The sequence below is a fragment of the Pseudomonas sp. SWRI111 genome, assembly GCF_014268555.1.
Lineage (GTDB): Bacteria > Pseudomonadota > Gammaproteobacteria > Pseudomonadales > Pseudomonadaceae > Aquipseudomonas > Aquipseudomonas hamedanensis.
The window spans coordinates 1-19,527 of record NZ_JABWQQ010000009.1 but is presented as its reverse complement, the minus strand read 5'-3'; the positions used below and the strand labels follow the sequence as shown (position 1 = coordinate 19,527).

The 19,527-nt window shown below is 60.8% G+C and carries 22 protein-coding genes; 12 read left to right on the top strand and 10 right to left on the bottom strand.

Annotated elements, in window-relative coordinates; all coding sequences use genetic code 11:
• Positions 1–71: 71 nt before the first annotated feature.
• On the bottom strand, positions 72–515 hold the full coding sequence (locus HU755_RS12610) for a PilZ domain-containing protein (protein WP_186547087.1): 444 nt from the start codon (positions 513–515) through the stop codon (positions 72–74).
• Between HU755_RS12610 and HU755_RS12605 the strand changes: the two genes are divergently transcribed.
• The 5 genes from HU755_RS12605 (at position 514) to cysB (ending at position 4,474) form a co-directional block, all read left to right on the top strand.
• Positions 514–900: a co-chaperone YbbN gene (locus HU755_RS12605; RefSeq protein ID WP_186633023.1), complete on the top strand. Its 387-nt coding sequence runs from the start codon at positions 514–516 to the stop codon at positions 898–900. The genes HU755_RS12610 and HU755_RS12605 overlap by 2 nt on opposite strands.
• The gene (locus tag HU755_RS12600) at positions 897–1,853 is read left to right on the top strand and encodes a putative 2-dehydropantoate 2-reductase (protein ID WP_186633020.1); all 957 of its coding nucleotides are present in this window, start codon (positions 897–899) and stop codon (positions 1,851–1,853) included. Before HU755_RS12605 ends, HU755_RS12600 begins: the two co-directional genes overlap by 4 nt.
• A gap of 27 nt (positions 1,854–1,880) precedes the next feature.
• Positions 1,881–2,786, top strand: coding sequence for a 5'-nucleotidase (locus HU755_RS12595; protein WP_186547090.1), 906 nt, complete (start codon positions 1,881–1,883; stop codon positions 2,784–2,786).
• 97 nt (positions 2,787–2,883) lie between these two features.
• Positions 2,884–3,387, top strand: a complete 504-nt coding sequence (locus HU755_RS12590) for a universal stress protein (RefSeq protein WP_186633017.1) — start codon at positions 2,884–2,886, stop codon at positions 3,385–3,387.
• 112 nt (positions 3,388–3,499) lie between these two features.
• Entirely contained in the window at positions 3,500–4,474 is a 975-nt protein-coding gene (gene cysB, locus HU755_RS12585; protein WP_003183769.1) for an HTH-type transcriptional regulator CysB, read from the top strand.
• Positions 4,475–4,483: 9 nt separating this feature from the next.
• Here the strand turns inward: cysB and HU755_RS12580 are convergent, their stop codons facing one another.
• On the bottom strand, positions 4,484–4,966 hold the full coding sequence (locus tag HU755_RS12580) for a GreA/GreB family elongation factor (protein ID WP_186547092.1): 483 nt from the start codon (positions 4,964–4,966) through the stop codon (positions 4,484–4,486).
• A gap of 2 nt (positions 4,967–4,968) precedes the next feature.
• The gene (locus HU755_RS12575; protein ID WP_186619152.1) at positions 4,969–5,391 is read right to left on the bottom strand and encodes a hypothetical protein; all 423 of its coding nucleotides are present in this window, start codon (positions 5,389–5,391) and stop codon (positions 4,969–4,971) included.
• Positions 5,392–5,517: 126 nt separating this feature from the next.
• Between HU755_RS12575 and earP the strand changes: the two genes are divergently transcribed.
• Together earP and HU755_RS12565 are read left to right on the top strand one after the other, a co-directional pair.
• A complete protein-coding gene (gene earP, locus HU755_RS12570; protein WP_186633013.1) occupies positions 5,518–6,660 on the top strand; it encodes an elongation factor P maturation arginine rhamnosyltransferase EarP in 1,143 nt (380 codons plus the stop codon).
• A gap of 48 nt (positions 6,661–6,708) precedes the next feature.
• Complete coding sequence (locus tag HU755_RS12565; protein WP_003226785.1) at positions 6,709–7,278, top strand: elongation factor P; 570 nt, start codon at positions 6,709–6,711, stop codon at positions 7,276–7,278.
• A 187-nt stretch (positions 7,279–7,465) separates the two neighbouring features.
• On the opposite strand, the gene HU755_RS12560 is transcribed toward HU755_RS12565, so the two are convergent.
• From HU755_RS12560 to HU755_RS12545, 4 genes are all read right to left on the bottom strand, one after another.
• Positions 7,466–8,476: an alpha/beta hydrolase gene (locus HU755_RS12560; protein WP_186547095.1), complete on the bottom strand. Its 1,011-nt coding sequence runs from the start codon at positions 8,474–8,476 to the stop codon at positions 7,466–7,468.
• 36 nt (positions 8,477–8,512) lie between these two features.
• Positions 8,513–8,932, bottom strand: coding sequence for an organic hydroperoxide resistance protein (locus HU755_RS12555; protein WP_007940002.1), 420 nt, complete (start codon positions 8,930–8,932; stop codon positions 8,513–8,515).
• 323 nt (positions 8,933–9,255) lie between these two features.
• Positions 9,256–9,711: a MarR family winged helix-turn-helix transcriptional regulator gene (locus tag HU755_RS12550; protein ID WP_186547096.1), complete on the bottom strand. Its 456-nt coding sequence runs from the start codon at positions 9,709–9,711 to the stop codon at positions 9,256–9,258.
• A 73-nt stretch (positions 9,712–9,784) separates the two neighbouring features.
• Positions 9,785–10,741: a LysR substrate-binding domain-containing protein gene (locus tag HU755_RS12545; RefSeq protein ID WP_186633345.1), complete on the bottom strand. Its 957-nt coding sequence runs from the start codon at positions 10,739–10,741 to the stop codon at positions 9,785–9,787.
• 110 nt (positions 10,742–10,851) lie between these two features.
• Here HU755_RS12545 and HU755_RS12540 point away from each other — a divergent pair, with 110 nt between their 5' ends.
• The gene (locus HU755_RS12540; RefSeq protein ID WP_186633010.1) at positions 10,852–11,601 is read left to right on the top strand and encodes a TSUP family transporter; all 750 of its coding nucleotides are present in this window, start codon (positions 10,852–10,854) and stop codon (positions 11,599–11,601) included.
• Here HU755_RS12540 and HU755_RS12535 read toward each other — a convergent pair.
• The gene (locus HU755_RS12535) at positions 11,591–12,445 is read right to left on the bottom strand and encodes a LysR substrate-binding domain-containing protein (RefSeq protein WP_186633342.1); all 855 of its coding nucleotides are present in this window, start codon (positions 12,443–12,445) and stop codon (positions 11,591–11,593) included. The two genes, HU755_RS12540 and HU755_RS12535, sit on opposite strands and share 11 nt — an antisense overlap.
• Positions 12,446–12,542: 97 nt before the next feature.
• Between HU755_RS12535 and HU755_RS12530 the strand changes: the two genes are divergently transcribed.
• Both HU755_RS12530 and HU755_RS12525 read left to right on the top strand, forming a co-directional pair.
• Entirely contained in the window at positions 12,543–12,764 is a 222-nt protein-coding gene (locus tag HU755_RS12530; protein ID WP_186547098.1) for a DUF1127 domain-containing protein, read from the top strand.
• A gap of 64 nt (positions 12,765–12,828) precedes the next feature.
• Positions 12,829–14,055 (top strand): winged helix-turn-helix domain-containing protein, encoded by a 1,227-nt coding sequence (locus HU755_RS12525; RefSeq protein ID WP_186633007.1) that lies wholly within the window; start codon positions 12,829–12,831, stop codon positions 14,053–14,055.
• 90 nt (positions 14,056–14,145) lie between these two features.
• Here HU755_RS12525 and HU755_RS12520 read toward each other — a convergent pair whose 3' ends face one another.
• Complete coding sequence (locus HU755_RS12520; RefSeq protein ID WP_186633339.1) at positions 14,146–15,492, bottom strand: class II 3-deoxy-7-phosphoheptulonate synthase; 1,347 nt, start codon at positions 15,490–15,492, stop codon at positions 14,146–14,148.
• Positions 15,493–15,643: 151 nt separating this feature from the next.
• Here HU755_RS12520 and HU755_RS12515 point away from each other — a divergent pair, with 151 nt between their 5' ends.
• Positions 15,644–16,399, top strand: a complete 756-nt coding sequence (locus HU755_RS12515; protein ID WP_186547100.1) for a spermidine synthase — start codon at positions 15,644–15,646, stop codon at positions 16,397–16,399.
• 111 nt (positions 16,400–16,510) lie between these two features.
• Here HU755_RS12515 and HU755_RS12510 read toward each other — a convergent pair whose 3' ends face one another.
• The gene (locus tag HU755_RS12510) at positions 16,511–17,302 is read right to left on the bottom strand and encodes a crotonase/enoyl-CoA hydratase family protein (protein ID WP_186633004.1); all 792 of its coding nucleotides are present in this window, start codon (positions 17,300–17,302) and stop codon (positions 16,511–16,513) included.
• Positions 17,303–17,722: 420 nt separating this feature from the next.
• On the opposite strand from HU755_RS12510, the gene HU755_RS12505 reads away from it, so the two are divergent.
• A complete protein-coding gene (locus HU755_RS12505; protein ID WP_186547102.1) occupies positions 17,723–19,396 on the top strand; it encodes a DEAD/DEAH box helicase in 1,674 nt (557 codons plus the stop codon).
• The last annotated feature ends 131 nt before the right edge of the window (positions 19,397–19,527 follow it).

Below are 19,527 nucleotides of genomic sequence, written 5' to 3'. Positions count from 1 at the left end.
GCAGATTTAGCGCGTCGGGGGAGCCGAACCTTAGCGCGTCAGACGCGGCTCGACAATGGGCAAACGGTGCTTTAGTCCAGTGCTGGCTGCGTAAAAGCCTCGCGCAGGCGATCATCGGAGAACTCGTCGGCGTGTTGCTCGACCCATTGCAGGGCCAGTTGCTGAATGGCCTGGAGATCATCGTGGGGGTCATTCTGGCGACAGAAGCGCTCGATCTGACACACCTGCTCACCCATTCTTGCGCTGAACAGCGTCTGTTCATCGGTAAAGGCGATCCCCACCAGATAGCCCTTTTTGCGCCGCAGGCACCAGGCGACGAAGCCTGCAAAGCAGATGTCGGCGTGCAGCGTCGGCAGGCGTACCTGCAAGGCGGTGCCATGGCGCCAGGCACGGTGGTAATTGCAAGCGATGCCGCCGAGGCTGATAGTGTGCAGCTGTTGTCGGGAAATGCACTCAGGCTTGAGCAAGGTTAATTCAACCGGCACTTCCTCCGGATGAGGTATGAAACGTCCCATGAGCACAGACTCCCTGTGTCGGCCATCTGACATTGTTTCCCCCAGTATAGTGGTCGAATCCGAGCTGACCGATTTCGACGCCGACCAGCAGCTGTTGGCGATGAGCGGTGTTTCGCTGGTGATTTTTACCAGCGTCGGCTGCGCCAGTTGTCGCTATGCCCGCGAAGTTTTGCCGGGAATGGCGCTGGCGGTTGATCGCCTGTGCTGGATCGATGCTGGCGAGAACGGCGGATTGGTGCAGCGCTACCAGGTGTTTCATTTGCCGGCGCTGTTTGTGGTGCGCGACGGCGCATTCTTCGGCGCCTTGCACACGCGCCTGACGGTCGATGACTTGAACCAGGCCGTGGCTCACGCGCTGGGTCGAACTGCAGAGGAGTTGCCATGAGCGAGACAGTGAACAAACCGGTGGTGGGCATTATTGGCACCGGTGCGATCGGTGGGTTTTACGGGGTGATGCTGGCGCGTGCCGGTTTCGATGTGCACTTTCTGTTGCGCAGCGAATTTTGCGCAGTGGCTGAGCGCGGTTTGCAGATCAACAGTGCGGTGCACGGCCCGTTGACGCTGCATCCGGCCAATACCTACTCCGCCGCCGAAGATATGCCGCCCTGCGACTGGTTGCTGGTCGGCACGAAAACCACCAGCAACGTCGGTCTGGCACCGGCGATCATTCAAGCGGCCAAACCCGATGCAAAAGTGCTGTTGCTGCAAAACGGTCTTGATGTCGAAGACAGTCTGCGGCCGTTGTTACCGGATTCGCTGCATCTGCTTGGTGGTCTGTGCCTGATCTGCGTGCACCGCGACGGCCCGGGGCTGATAACCCATCAGGCCCTCGGCGCGGTGAACGTCGGTTATCACAGCGGCCCGGCCATCGCTGACGCGGCGCGTCAGGCGATTGTCGAGGAGGGCGCCGGGCTGTTCCGCGCTGCCGGCATCGATTCCCAGGCGATGGCTAACCTGCATCAGGCGCGCTGGCAGAAACTGGTCTGGAATATTCCCTACAACGGTCTTTCGGTTCTGCTGGGCGCCGGCACCACGCCGCTGATGGCCGATGCCGACAGCCGCGTGCTGATTCAGGCGCTGATGGCCGAAGTGGTGGAGGGCGCCAAGGCCTGCGGTCACGACATTGCGCCGGGATACGCTGACTACCTGTTCACCATGACGGAAAAAATGCCCGACTATTGGCCGAGCATGTACCACGATTTCCGACATAAACGACCACTGGAGCTGGAGGCGATTTACGCTCGGCCACTGGCGGCGGCAAAAGCGGCAGGCTGTGAATTGCCGCGCATAGATGCGTTGTATCGCAGTCTGTGTTTTATCGATCGTGGCAATCTTTGAGTTTTTCTGGGCAAGGCGGGGGAAGGCATGGCCAACAATATCGATGACAAACTGGTGCTGGCGATTTCGTCGCGTGCGCTGTTCGACCTGAGCGAAAGTCACAAGGTCTATCTGTCGAGCGGCGTCGAAGCCTATCGGCAATACCAGATCGAACACGAAGACGAGATTCTCGCGCCGGGCGATGCCTTCCCGCTGGTGGAAAAACTGCTGAGCCTCAACAGCCGCCTCGGCCGTGCGCGGGTCGAGGTGATTCTGGTGTCGCGCAACAGCGCCGACACCGGGCTGCGCGTGTTCAACTCGATTCACCATTACGGCCTGGCGATTTCCCGGGCGGCGTTCGTGGGCGGGCGCAGTCCGTATCCCTACCTGAAAGCGTTTGGTTGTGATTTGTTTCTGTCGACTCATGCCGAGGACGTACGCGCCGCCCTCGACGCCGGCTTCGCCGCGGCGACGATCCTGTCCGGCGGCGCGAGCCGTGCGGCCAGCGATGAACTGCGCATTGCCTTCGACGGCGACGCAGTGATCTTCTCCGACGAATCGGAACGCATTTATCAGTCCGGCGGGCTCGAAGCGTTTCAGGCCAAAGAGCGCGAATCGGCCCGCGAGCCGTTGCGGGGCGGGCCGTTCAAAGGTTTCCTGGCGGCGCTCAATCTGTTGCAGCGCGAGTTCCCCGACGATGCCTGCCCGATCCGCACGGCGCTGGTCACCGCGCGTTCGGCGCCAGCCCATGAACGGGTGATTCGCACGTTGCGGGAATGGGACATCCGCCTCGATGAATCGCTGTTTCTTGGTGGTCTGACCAAATCCGCATTCCTTGAAGCGTTCGCCGCTGACGTGTTCTTCGATGATCAGACCGGCCACTGCGAACTGGCCCGAGAGGTGGTCGCCACCGGCCATGTGCCGCACGGCATCAGCAACGAACCGTCGATCTAGAGCCTTCTGGTTCAGGACATTGCGTCACACGTCGTACTCGCCGAGGCACTGCTAAGCTGAATCAATCTCCGCCATCGTTGGCTCGCGAGGAGGTCCCATGATTCGCTCAATGCTGTATGCCACCGACCTCGGTCTTTACGCACCGTTCGTGATGCAGCATGCCCTGGCGCTGGCGCGAACATTCAATGCCGATCTGTATGTGGTGCATGCGGTGGAACCCATGGGCCTGTTTGCCGAGTCGGTGTTGCAGAGCTACCTCGACGAACAGGCATTGAACGAATTCCATAGTCAGGGTCTGAAAACTGTCATCGCCAACATCGAGCGGCGGGTGCTGGACAGCTTCCGCGAAGAGCTGGGGGACGAGGGCGAGCAGGACTTGCAGCGCATTCGCGCGGTGCGCGTGCTGCAGGGTGATCCGTCGCAGGTGATTCTCGACCAGGTGCAGAAACTCTCCGTCGATTTACTGATCGTAGGGAGTCACAGCCACGGGGTCGGTGCGGAAACACCGTTGGGGCGCACCGCGGCGCGGGTCCTGCAATTGGCCAAGGTACCGGTGTATCTGGTGCCGTTAGTGGAGCGCCGGCGCCGGGAGGATCGCTGAGGCAGAATAATGGCGCTTTGATAAAAAAGTTCTAGATTTATTATCCAAACCATTAATATAGTTATATACCGTCGCTGATGCCCGTGGCGTCTTTCTGCTTTGAGGGATTCATATGAAGCTTCAACAATTGCGCTACATCTGGGAAGTGGCGCACCACGACCTCAACGTTTCCGCTACCGCCCAAAGCCTCTACACCTCGCAACCGGGCATCAGTAAACAGATTCGCCTGCTGGAAGACGAACTGGGCGTCGAAGTATTTGCCCGCAGCGGCAAGCACCTGACCCGCGTCACCCCGGCCGGTGAGCGCATCATCACCACCGCCGGCGAGATTCTGCGCAAGGTCGAAAGCATCAAACAGATTGCCCAGGAATTCTCCAACGAGAAGAAAGGCACCCTGTCGATTGCCACTACTCACACCCAGGCGCGTTACGCCCTGCCGCCGGTGATCAGCAATTTCATCAAGCAATACCCGGACGTGGCGCTGCACATGCATCAGGGCTCGCCGATGCAGATCGCCGAAATGGCCGCTGATGGCACCGTCGATTTCGCCATCGCCACCGAAGCGCTGGAACTGTTCGGCGATCTGGTGATGATGCCGTGCTACCGCTGGAACCGCTGCGTGGTCGTGCCCCAGGGCCATCCGCTGACCAAACTGCCGAAGCTGACTCTTGAAGCCTTGGCCGAATACCCGATCGTGACTTATGTGTTCGGCTTCACCGGCCGTTCGAAACTCGACGAAGCTTTCAGCCATCGCGGCCTGACGCCGAAAGTGGTGTTCACTGCCGCTGACGCCGACGTGATCAAAACCTACGTGCGTCTGGGCCTGGGTGTGGGCATCGTGGCGAAAATGGCCGTCGACACCAAGCTCGATAACGACCTGGTGGTGCTGGATGCCAGTGAACTGTTCGAGTCGAGCGTGACCAAGATCGGTTTCCGTCGCGGCACTTTCCTGCGTGGTTTCATGTGCGACTTCATCGAGAAGTTTGCCCCGCACCTGACCCGGGAAGTCATGGCCAAGGCCATTCAATGCCACAACAAGCAGGAACTGGAAGAACTGTTCGACGGCGTCGAACTGCCGGTTCACTGATCCGCTGCTTCAAAGCACCTCGGTGACAGCAAACTGTTGCCGGGTGCCCGCCACCAGAATCTCCACCTCATCGCCCTCGAACTTGCCTAGCAGGCTTTTGCCCAGCGGCGAGCGCGGGGTGATGACGGTAATCGGCTGACCGACCACGTCGACTTTCAGGCCTGCCGCATCCGGCGCCAGAAACAGCCATTGCTCGCGCCCCTTTTCGTCCTCCAGACCGAGCAGGGCGCCGACTTCGATCCCGCGATTTTCATCGTAGGCGCGCAACGTCAGGTTTTGGCACAACGCCAGTGACTGGCGGATTTCCTCGACCCGTTTCGCCTGGCCCGCCGCCAGATAGGACGCCTCCAGCCCCAGGGTGTCGTACTTGTTTTCAGCGATGTTCTCTTCGTGGGTCGCGGTTTCGTAAGCGGTCTGCGCAGCACGCTCGGCGATGTCGAGATCGATGCGCAGCTTGTCGAGAATCAATTGGTGGACGGTCTGTTTGTTCATGGTCAATCGCAGAATTGCAAAACGTTGGCGCGGCTCTTTTCAGTCGGCGCGGTCTGGTCCTGTTGCAGCCAGAACTGGCATTTGGGGTTGGAAGCATTACGTGAATTGGCGCGCGCCTGATCCAGCCGGGCCTGTTGTTCGTTCTTGCGCAGGTTTTCTTCGTACTGTTGGAACAGTGGACTTTGCGCCGGGATGTCCGGCTGAACTTGCACGGGTACTGGCGCCGTCGCGGGTGGATTGACTCTCTGCTGCACCGCTTGGGCGACAGGCGCCAGTTGCTCGGGGAAGATAAAACGCGACAGCAGCCAGCAGGTCAGTGCGATGGCGACGAAGCCCAGCCACAGGCCCAAAGCTATGCTGCCGATCAAATGCAGCGCGCTAAGCTGAACAGGCAAGGGGCGACGCGGATTGGGGCGGTAGGGCATGGCTGCCTCCTGGCGATGATTGCGGGCAAGTGCCGCGATTGTCGCACGAAGATTAATCGCCGTCGGCTCTTCTGCACGAGGTCATTTATGCGGACAATCAGCGTTTTTGCCAACGGGGAGTCTTGAATGCCGCAACCGAAAACCCGCTGGGATATTTTCTGCACCGTGGTCGACAACTTCGGCGACATCGGCGTCACCTGGCGTCTGGCCCGGCAACTGGTGGCCGAACATGCCTTGCCGGTGCGCTTGTGGGTCGATGATTTGCGCGCGTTCGAGCGCATCTGCCCAGAGATCGACGTCGATCTTGCGCAGCAATGGCAGCAGGGTGTCGAAGTGCGTCACTGGCCGAGCGAGTGGGTCCACGCCGAGGCCGCCGATGTGGTGATCGCTGCCTTCGCCTGCCAGTTGCCCGCCGATTACATGGACAGCATGGCCGCGCGGGAAACACCGCCGCTGTGGCTCAACCTCGATTATCTCAGCGCCGAAGACTGGGTAACCGGCTGTCACGGCTTGCCATCGGTGAAATACAAAACGGTGCAAAAGTTCTTCTTCTTTCCGGGCTTCAAGCCGGAGACGGGTGGCCTGCTGCGTGAACGCGGATTGCTCGAACGGCGTCGGCAGTTTCAGCAGGATCGGTCGGCGCAGCGACAATTCCTGCAAGGGTTGGGCATTGATCCCGCGCCCGGTGCGCAGTTGATCTCGCTGTTTGCTTACGAAAATACCGGATTGGCCAGTTGGCTTGACGTGCTGGCCGGGGACGCGACGCCGACCCACCTGCTGGTACCGGAAGGGCGGATTCTCGGCGATGTGGCGCGCTGGCTGGGCGTGGAAACGCTCACCGTCGGCGCGATTCATGTGCGCCAGACGCTGACCGTGCAGGTGCTGCCGTTCGTCCGCCAGGATCAATACGACCACTTGCTCTGGTGCTGCGATTTCAACGCGGTGCGCGGCGAAGATTCCTTCGTGCGGGCGCAATGGGCGGGGCGGCCGATGCTCTGGCACATCTATCAGCAGGATGACGACATCCACCTTGACAAGCTCGACGCCTTCCTCGCGCTCTATACCAAAGGCCTGCCACCGGAAGCCGCCCAGGCGATGAACGGTCTCTGGCGCGCCTGGAACGCTGGTCAACCGATCGGCGAGCACTGGCTGGCAGCCCGCAAACATTGGCCACCACTGCAGGAAAACGCCGAGACATGGTGTCTGGAACAGGCCTTGCAGGCCGATCTTGCCACGGCGCTGGTACAGTTTTATGTAAATTGGATATGATACGCGGCCTAGATTTTTGTAAATCCCATCCAAATTCGGATATTCGCAATGAAAACTGGTAAAGAACTCAAACCCGGTACCGTGATCCGTATCGACAACGATCCTTGGCTGGTTCAGAAAGCTGAATTCACCAAGTCGGGCCGTAACAGCGCGATCATGAAGACCAAGCTGAAGAACCTGCTGACCGGTTACAAGACCGAAACCGTTTACGGTGCGGACGACAAACTGGACGACGTGATCCTGGATCGTAAAGAAGCCACCCTGTCGTTCATCAGCGGTGACACTTACACGTTCATGGACACCACTGACTACACCATGTACGAACTGAACGCCGAAGACATCGAAAGCGTTCTGCCTTTCGTTGAAGAAGGCATGACCGACGTTTGCGAAGCCGTGTTCTTCGAAGAGCGTCTGGTTTCCGTAGAATTGCCGACCACCATCGTGCGTCAGGTTGACTACACCGAAGGCTCCGCTCGCGGTGACACTTCCGGCAAGGTGATGAAGCCTGCCAAACTGAAGAACGGTACCGAGCTGTCGGTAGCTGACTTCATCGAAATCGGCGACATGATCGAGATCGATACCCGCGAAGGCGGTTCCTACAAAGGCCGTGCCAAATAAGCACTGCTTTTTACGGAAAGAAAAAACCCGACCATTGAGTCGGGTTTTTTTGTGCCTGCGGTTCGTGCAACAACGCAAATCCCCTGTAGGAGTGAGCCTGCTCGCGATGGCGGTGATTCAGTCACCAAAGCGGTCGACTGAAATGACGCTATCGCGAGCAGGCTCACTCCTACAGGGGGGATGGGGATTATTTCAGATGTTCCTTCAGCTCTTGCGAAGCCTGCAACATCGCCGACCGCACCGCCGGCACCTGGCTGACCACGTTGAGCAAACCGTAATCGTGGATCATGCCGTTGTACCGCACCGCCGTCACCGGCACACCCGCTTCGTCGAGTTTGCGTGCGTAAGCCTCGCCCTCATCACGCAGCACGTCGGCGCTGGCGGTCTGTACCAGCGCAGGCGGCAAGCCTTTGAGTTGTGCGGTGGTGGCGCGCAGCGGCGAGGCGTAGATCTCGTTACGCTGCCTGGCATCGGTGGTGTAGTTGTCCCAGAACCACTTCATCATGTTACGCGTGAGGAAGTGACCTTCGGCGTACTGGTTATACGAACCGGTGTCGAAGTTGGCATCGGTCACTGGCCACAGCAGCACCTGGAATTTGATCGCCGGCGTGCCTTTGTCTTTCGCCATCAGCGCTACAACCGCCGCCATATTGCCGCCGACGCTGTTGCCGGCCACGGCCAGACGCTTGCCATCGACGTTGATCTCTTTGCCGTGTTCCGCCACCCATTTGGTCGCGGCGTAGGCCTGGTTGATCGCCACCGGGTAATGCGCTTCCGGTGAAGGGGTGTAATTGACGAACACCGCCGCCGCCCCCGAACCGACCACCAGATCCCGCACCAGGCGTTCGTGCGTCGGGAAATCCCCCAGCACCCAGCCGCCGCCGTGGAAGAACATGAACACCGGCAGCTCACCCTTGACCCCGGCCGGCCGGACGATGGTCAGGCTCAACGATTGACCATCGACCTGCACGGTCTTTTCGCTGACGTCGGCTTTGGGCAGCGTCAACTTGACCCCGGACTGCGCGCCGACCAGCACGGCGCGGGCATCCTTGGGCGACAGCTGCTCGATCGGCTTGCCGCTGCCTGAATTCAGCACATCGAGAAAGGCCTGGGTGTTGTGTTCGACATCACCGGCAAAAGCGCTGTGCACCGAGAGGGCGAGAAGGGTACCGGTCAAGACTTTGCTGAAAGTGTTCATGTTCAATTTCCTTGTTCGGGCCGGGGGCTTGAGTGATTACACGGTGACGTGCAGGCGGACATCGACGTTGCCACGGGTGGCGTTGGAGTACGGGCAGACCTGGTGAGCCGCGTCGACCAGCGACTGCGCATCGGCTTGTTCCAGGCCCGGCAGGCTGATGTGCAAATCGATGTCCAGACCGAAACCGCCAGGGATCTGGCCTATGCCGACGTGGGCGGTGATCGACGCGTCGTCAGGAATCTTGCGCTTGGTCTGGCTGGCGACGAATTTCAACGCGCCGATGAAGCAGGCCGAGTAACCGGCAGCGAACAGTTGTTCCGGATTGGTCGCCGCGCCGCCGGCACCGCCGAGTTCTTTGGGGGTGGCGAGTTTGACGTCAAGCACGTTGTCGCTGGAGATCGCACGACCGTCACGGCCGCCAGTGGAAGTTGCGATTGCGGTGTAGAGAGTTTGCATGGTGTGAGCCTCGTTGGTTGTGGTGTTGTGCGCTAATTGTTTGCGCGCTAAGTAGGTGTGAAGAGAATGTATAGCGCTAATGTTTAGCGCGCAAGATAAATTTTTGAGAAAATTTGAAATAACGTGACTGTCGAGAGATCAATCAGCTTGAAAGGGTTGAGATAGAAGGCTCGGAGGGGTTTTGAAGGCGAAAGATATTTTCAGGCGAAGGAGCTCTACTGTAGGAGTGAGCCTGCTCGCGATAGCGTTCTGTCAGGCAACATATGCGGTGACTGGAATACCGCTATCGCGAGCAGGCTCACTCCTACAGGGGACTGTGGCGTTCAGTTGAGGCTGTCTTGCAGATGCCCCCGCAGTGCCTGCAATTCGGCCTGCAGCTTCTGCAAACGTTCAAGGGTGAAGCCGCTGGCGCCCAAAATGCACTGCGGCACGGTTTGCGCCTTGTCGCGCAAGGCCCGGCCCGCTTCGGTCAGCTCGACAATCACCACGCGTTCATCCGCTTTGCTGCGGGTGCGGCTAAGCAGGCCTTCCGCTTCCAGGCGTTTGAGCAGCGGGGTCAGCGATCCCGGATCGGTGAGCAGACGAGCGCTGATTTCCCCCACGGTCAAACCATCTTGCTCCCACAGCACCATCATCGCCAGATACTGCGGATAGGTCAGCCCCAGCGCCTGCAACAGCGGTTTGTAGACCTTGGTCATCATCAGCGACGTCGAGTGCAGGGCGAAGCACGCCTGGTTGTCGAGCAGCAAGTCGTCGCAGTTGTCGCGTTCGGAAGTCATGTCAAAACCTTGATCGTTGATCGTTTTAAATCTAGCGCTCGAATCTTTAATGCGCCAGATAAATATGCCCGGGTCAGTGTCGAGCGAATTGCCGTTGCAAAGCCAGGTCCCAAGGCGGCACCGGGCTGAAGCGGGTTTTCAGGTACTCCAGCAACAAACGACTGCGCGAATGAATCTGCTGTTCCATCCGCAGCGCATAAATGCCGGTGGACTCCGGCGGCGGCAGGCCGTGCTCACAAAACAGCGGCAGCAACTCGCCGCGCAGCAGGTATTCGCTGGCCAGCCAGGTTGGCAGGTGTGCGACGCCCAGTCCCGCCGCCGCGCCACACGCCAGGGCTTCGGCATTGTTGGCGCTCAGGCGTATGCGCGACGGACGATGCAATTGCGTCTGCCCGTCCACCTCGAATTTCCAGGCAAAGGGCGGCGCAAGGCCTTCCCAGTCCAGACCGTCGTGTTCGTTCAACTGCGCAGGGTGATTGGGAACGCCACGGCGCTTCAGATAGTCGGGACTGGCGCAGGCGACACGGACCATGCTTGCCAGCGGTGTCGCGACCAATCGGGTGTCGGCGAGTTGGCCGGCACGCAGCACCAGGTCGACCTTGCCCAGATTGGCGCCGGCCATGTCGATGAAGCTGTCGATCAGGTGCATCTGCACGTCGAGTCCGGGGTAGAGCAAAAGAAAATCGGCAATCACTGGCGCCAGATGCCGACGTCCGAAGGCCGCGGGTGCGTCGATGCGGATCAGCCCTTCAGGTGCGCTGCTCAGGGACACGGCTTCGGCGCGTGCCAGTTGCAGCTCGGCGATGATCCGTCGCGCTCGTTCGGCAAACGCCATGCCGGCCGAGGTCGGGAGTACGGCATGAGTGCTGCGCACGAACAACTGGCTACCCACCGCACTTTCCAGGCTGTCGATGCGCCGCGCCACGGCGGAAGGCGTCAGCGGATGGCGACGCGAAGCGGCCGAAAAGCTGCCGCTCTCCAATACATCAAGGAACAAGCCGAGCTGGTCGGTCAATTGGTTGGGATTCATCAGAAAAACACGCTTGTGCAAAATCGGCATAGCCATTGTGCGTTGCTGTGCGTTTCCCCGCTAGGCGCGACTGCGTAGCATTGCTCACTTGACGCTTGAGGATGACGGTTGTGATGGAGCTTTTGTTGTACCTGTTGTTTGGCGCCGCCCTGGGCACCTTGGGCGGAATCTTCGGCATCGGCGGTGGCTTGATCGCCATTCCCTTGCTCGGCGTATGGTTCGGACTGGATCAACAGATCGCCCAAGGCACCGCGCTGGTGATGGTGGTACCGAATGTGATGCTGGCGCTGTGGCGCTATCACCAACGCAATCGCATCGAACTGCGTCATGCGCTGCCGTTGGCGGTGATGGGCTTTTGCTTTGCCTGGCTCGGTTCGATCTGGGCGGTGGGCATCGATGCGCAAACCATGCGCATCGGCTTCGTCGCGTTTCTGGTGGCGCTGTCGGCTTATAACCTGCTGAAAATGTTCGGCCGGCGACCCGCGCCGAGCGCCGAGATGCGCTATTCCTGGCCGTGGCTCGGCGTGCTTGGCGCAGCGTCCGGGACCATGGGCGGGTTGTTCGGCGTCGGCGGCGCCGTGGTGGCCACGCCTGTGTTGACCAGCCTGTTCGGCACCACGCAAGTGGTGGCGCAAGGTCTGTCGCTGGCGCTGGCATTGCCAAGCACCGGCGTGACCCTGGTCACTTACGCGGTGCACCACGAAGTCGACTGGATGATCGGCTTGCCTTTGGCCATCGGCGGTCTGGCCAGCATCAGTTGGGGCGTGAAAGTCGCCCACGCCTTGCCGGAAAAACTGCTGCGGGGGCTGTTCTGCGGTTTTCTGGTGCTGTGTGCGGTGATGCTCGCGTTTAAAGTTTGAAGCCCTCGACGATGTGCTCGGCCAGGCACTCGGTGATCGGCGACGGGTTGTTGAGGTTGCGGATCAGCATGATGCTCGCCTCGGGCAGCAGTGGCAGGTCTTCGGCGGCGCCAAGGATGCGCATGTCCGGGGTGATCAGGCTCTCCAGTTGCGCGGTTATCGCCAGACCTGCGCTGACCACGGCCATCAGCGCCGACAAACTGCTGCTGTTGTAGGCGATGCGGTAATCGCGGCCCATCGCATCCAGTGCGTTACATGCCCACAAGCGGCAAAAGCAATCACTGTTGAACATCGCCAGCGGCAGCGGCGTCTGCTCGTGCGCGCTGAAATTCTGCGCTTCGGCCCAGACAAACCGCTCCTTGCGCAATAGCTGTCCAAGCTCGTTGCCTGGCTCTCGCGTAACGATCGACAAATCCAGATCGGTGCGTTGCAACAACTGCTTGCTCGACTCGCAATGCACTTCGATCTGAATCAGCGGATAGAACTGCGCGAACCGCGACAGGATACCCGGCAGAAAGCGCATCACGTAATCGTCCGGCGTGCCGATCCGGACGGTGCCGACCATGTGCGGCTCGCGCAAAGTGTTGAACACCTCGCTGTGCAACTTGAGGATGCGCCGCGCATAGCCGAGCAACACTTGGCCCTCGGCAGTCAGCCGCACCTGGCGGCCGTCGCGCTCAAACAGCTGGCGCTGCAACACGTCTTCTTCCAGCCGCTTCATTTGCATGCTCACCGCCGATTGCGTGCGGTTGACCATCTCGCCGGCGCGGGTGAAACCGCCTTGATCGGCAATGGCGACAAAGGTGCGCAGGACATCGGTATCGATACTGGGGTAGGCCGACAATTGATGAATCTCCGTGATGCATGCCATCAGAAACATTCGTTGGATTGATCTTAGCGCCAGCGCGAGACTTGAGCCATCCACAAAAGGAGGCAACACGATGAAAGGTCAAAGAGAGTATCCAGGCGATGTAGAACATGCCGGCCACGGCCATATTGTTTCCGACCTGCTGCACAAGTTTAGCCGCTGGTACGAATTGCACCGCGAGCGTGAATTGCTGGCCAGTCTCAGCGACGAAGCGCTGAAGGACATCGGCGTCAGTCGTGCCGATGTCGAGCACGAGTCGGTGCGGCCGTTCTGGGACGACCCGATGCATAAATGATCAAGCGAACGCTACACAAACCACTTTCGGCTGAGGTAGGTTGCGAGCAGACAAGGAGATGCTCATGCCCGCGACACTGGCCTTATCGCTCAAACAGGCGCGACGTCTGGCGCTGGCCGCCCAAGGATTCAACGGGCGCCAGCCGCCAACCGTCAACGCTGCGCACCTCAACCGGCTGATCGAACGGCTGGGCCTGCTGCAAATCGACTCCGTCAACGCCGTGGTGCGCTCGCACTACCTGCCGCTGTTCTCTCGTCTCGGTGCGTATTCTTCGGATCTGCTCGACCAGGCTGCCTGGAGCTCGGGCCGTCGGCGTACGCTTTTCGAATACTGGGGACATGAAGCCTCGTTGCTGCCGCTGTCGATGTATCCGCTGATGCGGTGGCGCATGCAGCGCGCCAGGTGTGGCGAGGACATCTATCGGCAGTTGGCAACGTTCGGCCGCGAGCGCCAGGACGTCATTCGCCGGGTGCTGGGCGCGGTTCAAGAGCAGGGCGCGTTGGGCGCGGGCAGTCTGTCGACCCGCCAGGACAAGGCGGGGCCATGGTGGGACTGGAGTGTGGAAAAACTTGCGCTGGAATGGTTGTTCGCAACCGGCGAGGTGACGGTGGCAGGGCGGCGGGGTTTTGAGCGTTTGTACGATTTACCCGAGCGGGTGTTTCCCGCAGCAATTTTGCAACAGACAATGCCTGACGAGGCTCAGGCCCAGCGTGGTTTGCTGCTGCACGCGGCGCAAGCGTTGGGCGTCGCTACGGAGAAAGACCTGCGTGATTATTTCCGCCTGAATCCTGCGGATGCGCGCCCGCGCCTGGCGGAACTGGTGGAGGCTGGTCAATTGCACACCTGCGAAGTTGCCGGTTGGCGGCAGATCGCCTATTGCCTGCCGGCGCCGAAGATACCGCGTAAAGTTTCGGCGAGCGCGCTGCTGTCGCCGTTCGATTCGTTGATCTGGGAGCGCAGCCGCACCGAGCGTCTGTTCGATTTTCGCTATCGGCTGGAGATTTATACGCCGCAGCACAAACGGGTTTATGGCTATTACGTGTTGCCGTTTTTGCACAACGAGCGGATTGCCGCGCGCGTTGACCTGCGTGCCGAGCGAGCGGCGGGGCAGTTGGCGGTGCATGCGGTGCACGAAGAGGCGCCGGGACTGGACGAGGCGGGGATGCTGGCGCTGGCCGTCAATTTGTGGCGGATGGCCGATTGGTTGGGGCTGGCGAGGGTGCAGTTGAATTGTCAGCGCGAGAGTGCGGCTCGGTTGCGGGTGGCATTGGCGCAGGTTGATGGAAGCTGAAACGGCCTCATCGCGAGCAGGCTCACTCCTACAGGGGGAACGCATTCCAAGTGTAGGAGTGAGCCTGCTCGCGATCCGGGGCGACTCGGTCTAGCGCCGAACCTGCTTCAAGGTCTCGGCAATCAAAAACGCCAACTCCAGCGACTGATCGGCATTCATCCGAGGATCACAGTGGGTGTGATAACGGTCCGACAAGCCATCTTCGGTAATCGGCCGCGCGCCGCCGATGCACTCGGTGACGTTCTGCCCGGTCATCTCGATATGAATGCCGCCAGCGTAACTGCCTTCCGCTTCGTGCACCTGGAAGAACTGTTTTACCTCACCGAGGATCTGCGCAAAGTCGCGGGTCTTGTAGCCGCTGCTGGCCTTGATCGTATTGCCGTGCATCGGGTCGGAACTCCACAGCACCTGTTTGCCTTCGCGCTGCACTGCGCGGATCAGTGCCGGCAGGTGGTCGCCGACCTTGTTCGCGCCCATCCGCGCGATCAGGTTAAGCCGGCCCGGGTCGTTGTCCGGGTTGAGCACGTCGATCAGACGAATCAGGTCGTCAGGGTTCATGCTTGGGCCGACCTTGACGCCGATCGGGTTGTTCACCCCGCGCAGGAACTCAACGTGGGCGCCGTCGAGCTGACGGGTGCGGTCGCCGATCCATAACATGTGCGCCGAGCAATCGTAGTAATCGTTGGTCAGGCTGTCGCGGCGCACGAAGGCTTCTTCGTAGTTCAGCAGCAAGGCCTCGTGAGCGGTGAAAAAACTGGTTTCGCGCAGTTGCGGCGAGCTGTCCATGCCGCAGGCGCGCATGAACGCCAGGGTTTCATCGATGCGGTCGGCGAGGTGGCTGTATTTCTCGGCAAGCGCCGAGTTGGCGATGAAGTCCAGGTTCCACTTGTGCACCTGATGCAGATCGGCAAAGCCGCCTTGGGCGAAGGCGCGCAGCAGGTTCAGGGTTGCGGTGGACTGGTGATAGGACTGCAACAGCCGTTCCGGGTCCGGCACGCGGCTTTTCTCGTCGAAGCCGATGCCATTGACGATGTCGCCACGGTAGGCCGGCAGAGTCATGCCGCCGATGGTCTCGTCATTGGCCGAGCGCGGCTTGGCGAACTGACCGGCCATGCGCCCGACCTTGACCACCGGGCAGCCGGCGGCGAAGGTCATGACAATCGCCATTTGCAGCAGCACTTTGAACGTGTCACGAATCTTCGCCGCAGAGAATTCGGCAAAGCTTTCTGCGCAATCGCCGCCCTGCAGCAGGAACGCCCGGCCCTGAGTGACTTCGGCGAACTGGCGGCGCAGCTCGCGTGCCTCGCCAGCGAACACCAGCGGCGGATAGCTGGCCAGGGTCTGCTCGACCTGGCGCAGGTGCGCGGCGTCGGGGTATTGCGGTTGTTGCTGGATCGGCAAAGCGCGCCAGCTGTCAGGGCTCCACGGTTGGCTCATCACGGTCTCGAAGTTCATACGCAGGGGAACGCCATGGTAGCAGCAATTAGTGCGTGACCTGCTGCCACCCCTTCGCCGACAATCGGCGCTTTGCCACGGCGCCATAGCGGTGCCATCGCGTCACCGCGCCCGGTGACCATCAGGAGACGAAATGACTGAGGAGCGCGTCGAGCATCTGCTCGCCGAAGTACAGGACGAGTTCGGCGTGATTCGTGTGCTGGAAGTGGCCGATTACCGGTTTCTTGAATTTGGCGATGCGATCGAGCAGAGCTGCGTGTTTACCGCTGATCCGAGCTGGCTGGAGTACGACTACACCCGCGCGATGCTGATTGGCGCGCTGTGCCATGAGCAGCCGGAGAGTGCGCTGTTTCTTGGCCTGGGCGCCGGCACGCTGACCCAGGCGTGCCTGAAGTTTCTCCCGCTGGAAGACGTCGAAGCCATCGAACTGCGGCCCGACGTACCGCGCCTGGCGATCGAATACCTGGGGCTGGATGACGATCCGCGGCTGTACATCCGCGTCGGCGATGCCCTCGAGTTGCTGCCGAGCGCCGAGCCGGCGGACCTGATTTTCGTCGACCTGTACACCGATGTCGGCCCGGGTGTCGGGCATCTGGCGTGGAGTTTCCTCGGCGACTGCCAGAAACGCCTGAATCCGGGCGGCTGGCTGGTGATCAATCAGTGGGCCACCGACGACGGCAAGCCGCTGGGCGCGGCGTTGTTGCGCGGGCTCTACCACCGGCATTACTGGGAGCTGCCGGTGAAGGAGGGCAACGTGATTCTGATCGTACCGGCGGATCTCGATCAGGACCTGGACATGCAGGCGCTGACCCAACGGGCCGAGGCGCTGGCGCCGCGGTTGGGGTATTCGTTGCAGTCGTTGATCAAGGCGATTCGCCCTGCGACCTGAAGCGAGGGCCGTGCCGGCCCTATCGCGAGCAGGCTCACTCCCACAGGGGATTGCATTCCAAGTGTAGGAGTGAGCCTGCTCGCGATGGCGCCTTGGTAGGCGCCAAACTTCTCAAACCCCTTTGAAAACCCCTGGCCGCCGCTCCACCAACGACCGCACCCCCTCCCGAGCATCTTCAGTCGCCAACAACTTCTTCACCAGCACCGGCAACCCCTGCGCTGCCGCCGTCTCACCCTCATAACGCGCCTGCCGTGCCGACAGCAACGTCGCCTGCACCCCCAGCGGCGCCTGTCGGGCGATCCGCTCAGCCAGTTCAATGGCTCGCGGCATCAGGTCTTCACTGGCCATCACTTCCTGCACCAGGCCCAGGTGCAACGCGTCATGGGCGTCAAACTCATCACCGGTGAGCAGCCAGCGCATCGCATTGCCCCAGCCGGCGATCTGCTGGAAACGTAACGTCGCGCCACCAAACGGAAAGATCCCACGCTGCACTTCCATCTGCGCGAAGCGGGTATTGCTCGCACACAGGTTGATATCAGCGGCCAGCATCAACTCGATGCCGATGGTCAGGCAATAGCCCTGCGCGGCGATGATCACCGGTTTGCTCACCCGTGGCCCGACGAAAACGCCCCACGGATCGCAACCGCCGGTCGGAACCTGCCAGCCTTCGGCCAGAGCGGCACTGGCGTTGACCAGATCGAGCCCGGCGGTAAAGTGCTCGCCGTGGCCAAACACCACGGCCACCCGCGCTTCGCGGTCGGCTTCGAACTCGCCGTAAGCCAGGCTCAGGTCATTGAGCAGATCAAGGTCGAAGGCGTTGCGCTTGGCCGCCCGATCGAGGCCGATCAGGTGCACGTGACCACGACGTTCTCGGCTGACGCGGCCGGCGCAGGGCTGATTCATGGCGAAATCCTCGAACGCGAAGGGCGGGTGCGCGGCGCTTTGCCGCAGGTCGGTGAACCGTTTAAGCGTGATCGCCCGCAGGGACGGGCCTTTGCAAAATAGACCGTTGCGCGATTATCCGCAAAACCCCGTTACACAGCGGTGACACATGGATTGCGGCGATAAAAAAAGCTCCCTTTTTGGGCGAAATCCGGTATAGTGCGCGCCGGCCTTTAACCGGGCCGCGTTTAGGTAGCGCAATTTCCCGAAGTCAGCTTCGGCTGCACGTCCGCATTGCGGGCTCTTCCTTGACGATCCATCTTCATTCATTCGTTTTCGCAAATCCCCGCCGACAAAGCTGCCAGGGCGACTCTTGAGTCTCAACACGGCATGCGCAGCTTTGGAGCATGGGTCTTTGCGGATGCACTTAGAGGCAGACCCATGACCCAGGAAACCGGCGGATTCGCCGCTTTTAATCTTAATCCGAATATTCTTGCAGCCGTCGCAGCGACCGGCTACGAAGAGCCTTCGGCGATTCAGCAGCAATCGATCCCGATCATCATGGCCGGCCAGGACATGATTGGCCAGGCGCAAACCGGTACCGGTAAAACCGCCGCGTTCGCCCTGCCTATTCTGCACTGCATCGATCCTGCCAAGCGCGAACCGCAAGCCCTGATCCTGGCGCCAACCCGAGAGTTGGCGCTGCAAGTAGCAACCGCTTTTGAAACCTACGCCAAGCAAATGCCAGGCGTTACTGTCGTGGCCGTTTACGGCGGCGCGCCGATGGGCCCGCAACTCAAGGCAATCCGTAATGGCGCACAGATCGTTGTCGCCACCCCGGGTCGTCTGTGTGACCACCTGCGTCGCGACGAGAAAGTCCTGTCGACCGTGAACCACCTGGTTCTCGACGAAGCTGACGAAATGTTGAAGCTGGGCTTCATGGATGACCTGGAAGTCATCTTCAAGGCTCTGCCAGCGACCCGTCAGACCGTTTTGTTCTCGGCGACCCTGCCGCAGTCGATCCGCGCCATTGCCGAACGCCACCTGCGCGATCCGCAACACGTCAAGATCCAGACCAAGACCCAGACCGTTACCGCGATCGAACAGGCTCACCTGTTGGTTCACGCTGACCAGAAAACCTCGGCCGTGCTCAGCCTGCTGGAAGTCGAAGACTTCGATGCACTGATCATGTTCGTGCGCACCAAGCAAGCGACCCTGGATCTGGCCAGCGCCCTCGACGCCAAAGGCTACAAAGCCGCCGCGTTGAACGGTGACATCGCCCAGAACCAGCGTGAGCGCGTAATCGATTCGCTGAAAGATGGCCGTCTGGACATCGTTGTGGCGACCGACGTTGCTGCCCGTGGTCTGGACGTTCCGCGCATCACTCACGTGTTCAACGTGGACATGCCGTACGATCCGGAATCCTACGTGCACCGTATCGGCCGTACCGGCCGTGCCGGTCGCGAAGGTCGTGCACTGCTGCTGGTCACGCCACGTGAGCGCCGCATGCTGCAAGTGATCGAGCGTGTGACCGGTCAGAAGGTTGCCGAAGTGCGTCTGCCGGATGCTCAGGCAGTGCTTGATGCGCGCATCAAGAAACTGACCAACAGCCTGTCGCCGCTGGTTGCCGATGCCGAATCGACCCACGGTGATCTGCTCGATCGCCTGACCGCCGACATTGGTTGCACCCCGCGTGCACTGGCCGCAGCGCTGCTGCGCAAAGCCACCAATGGTCAAGCGCTGACCTTGGCAGCGATCGAGAAGGAACGTCCATTGGTGCCGAACAACGCACCGCGTGGCGACCGTCCAGAGCGTTCCGGCGATCGTCCGGACCGTGGTGATCGCGAGCGTCGCGCGCCAATGCCGCTGGGCGAAGGCCGTGCTCGTTGCCGTACCGCGCTGGGCGCGCGTGACGGTATCGCCGCGAAAAACCTGCTGGGCGCCATTCTCAATGAAGGCGGTCTGGCCCGTGAAGCGATCGGTCGCATCCAGGTGCGCGACAGCTTCAGCCTCGTCGAGCTGCCGGAAGAAGGTCTGGAGAAACTCCTGACCAAGCTGAAGGACACTCGCGTGGCCGGTAAGCAGCTCAAGCTGCGTCGCTACCGCGAAGATTGATCCGCCCTCGGGCTGATTGATCGCACATAAAAAATCCCCGACTGGTTCGGGGATTTTTTTTGCGTGCGCCAGGCATGGCGCGTTGCGCGTAAGCGCAACCAGCTTGGCTGTGGTGGCCTCGCTGGTGACTT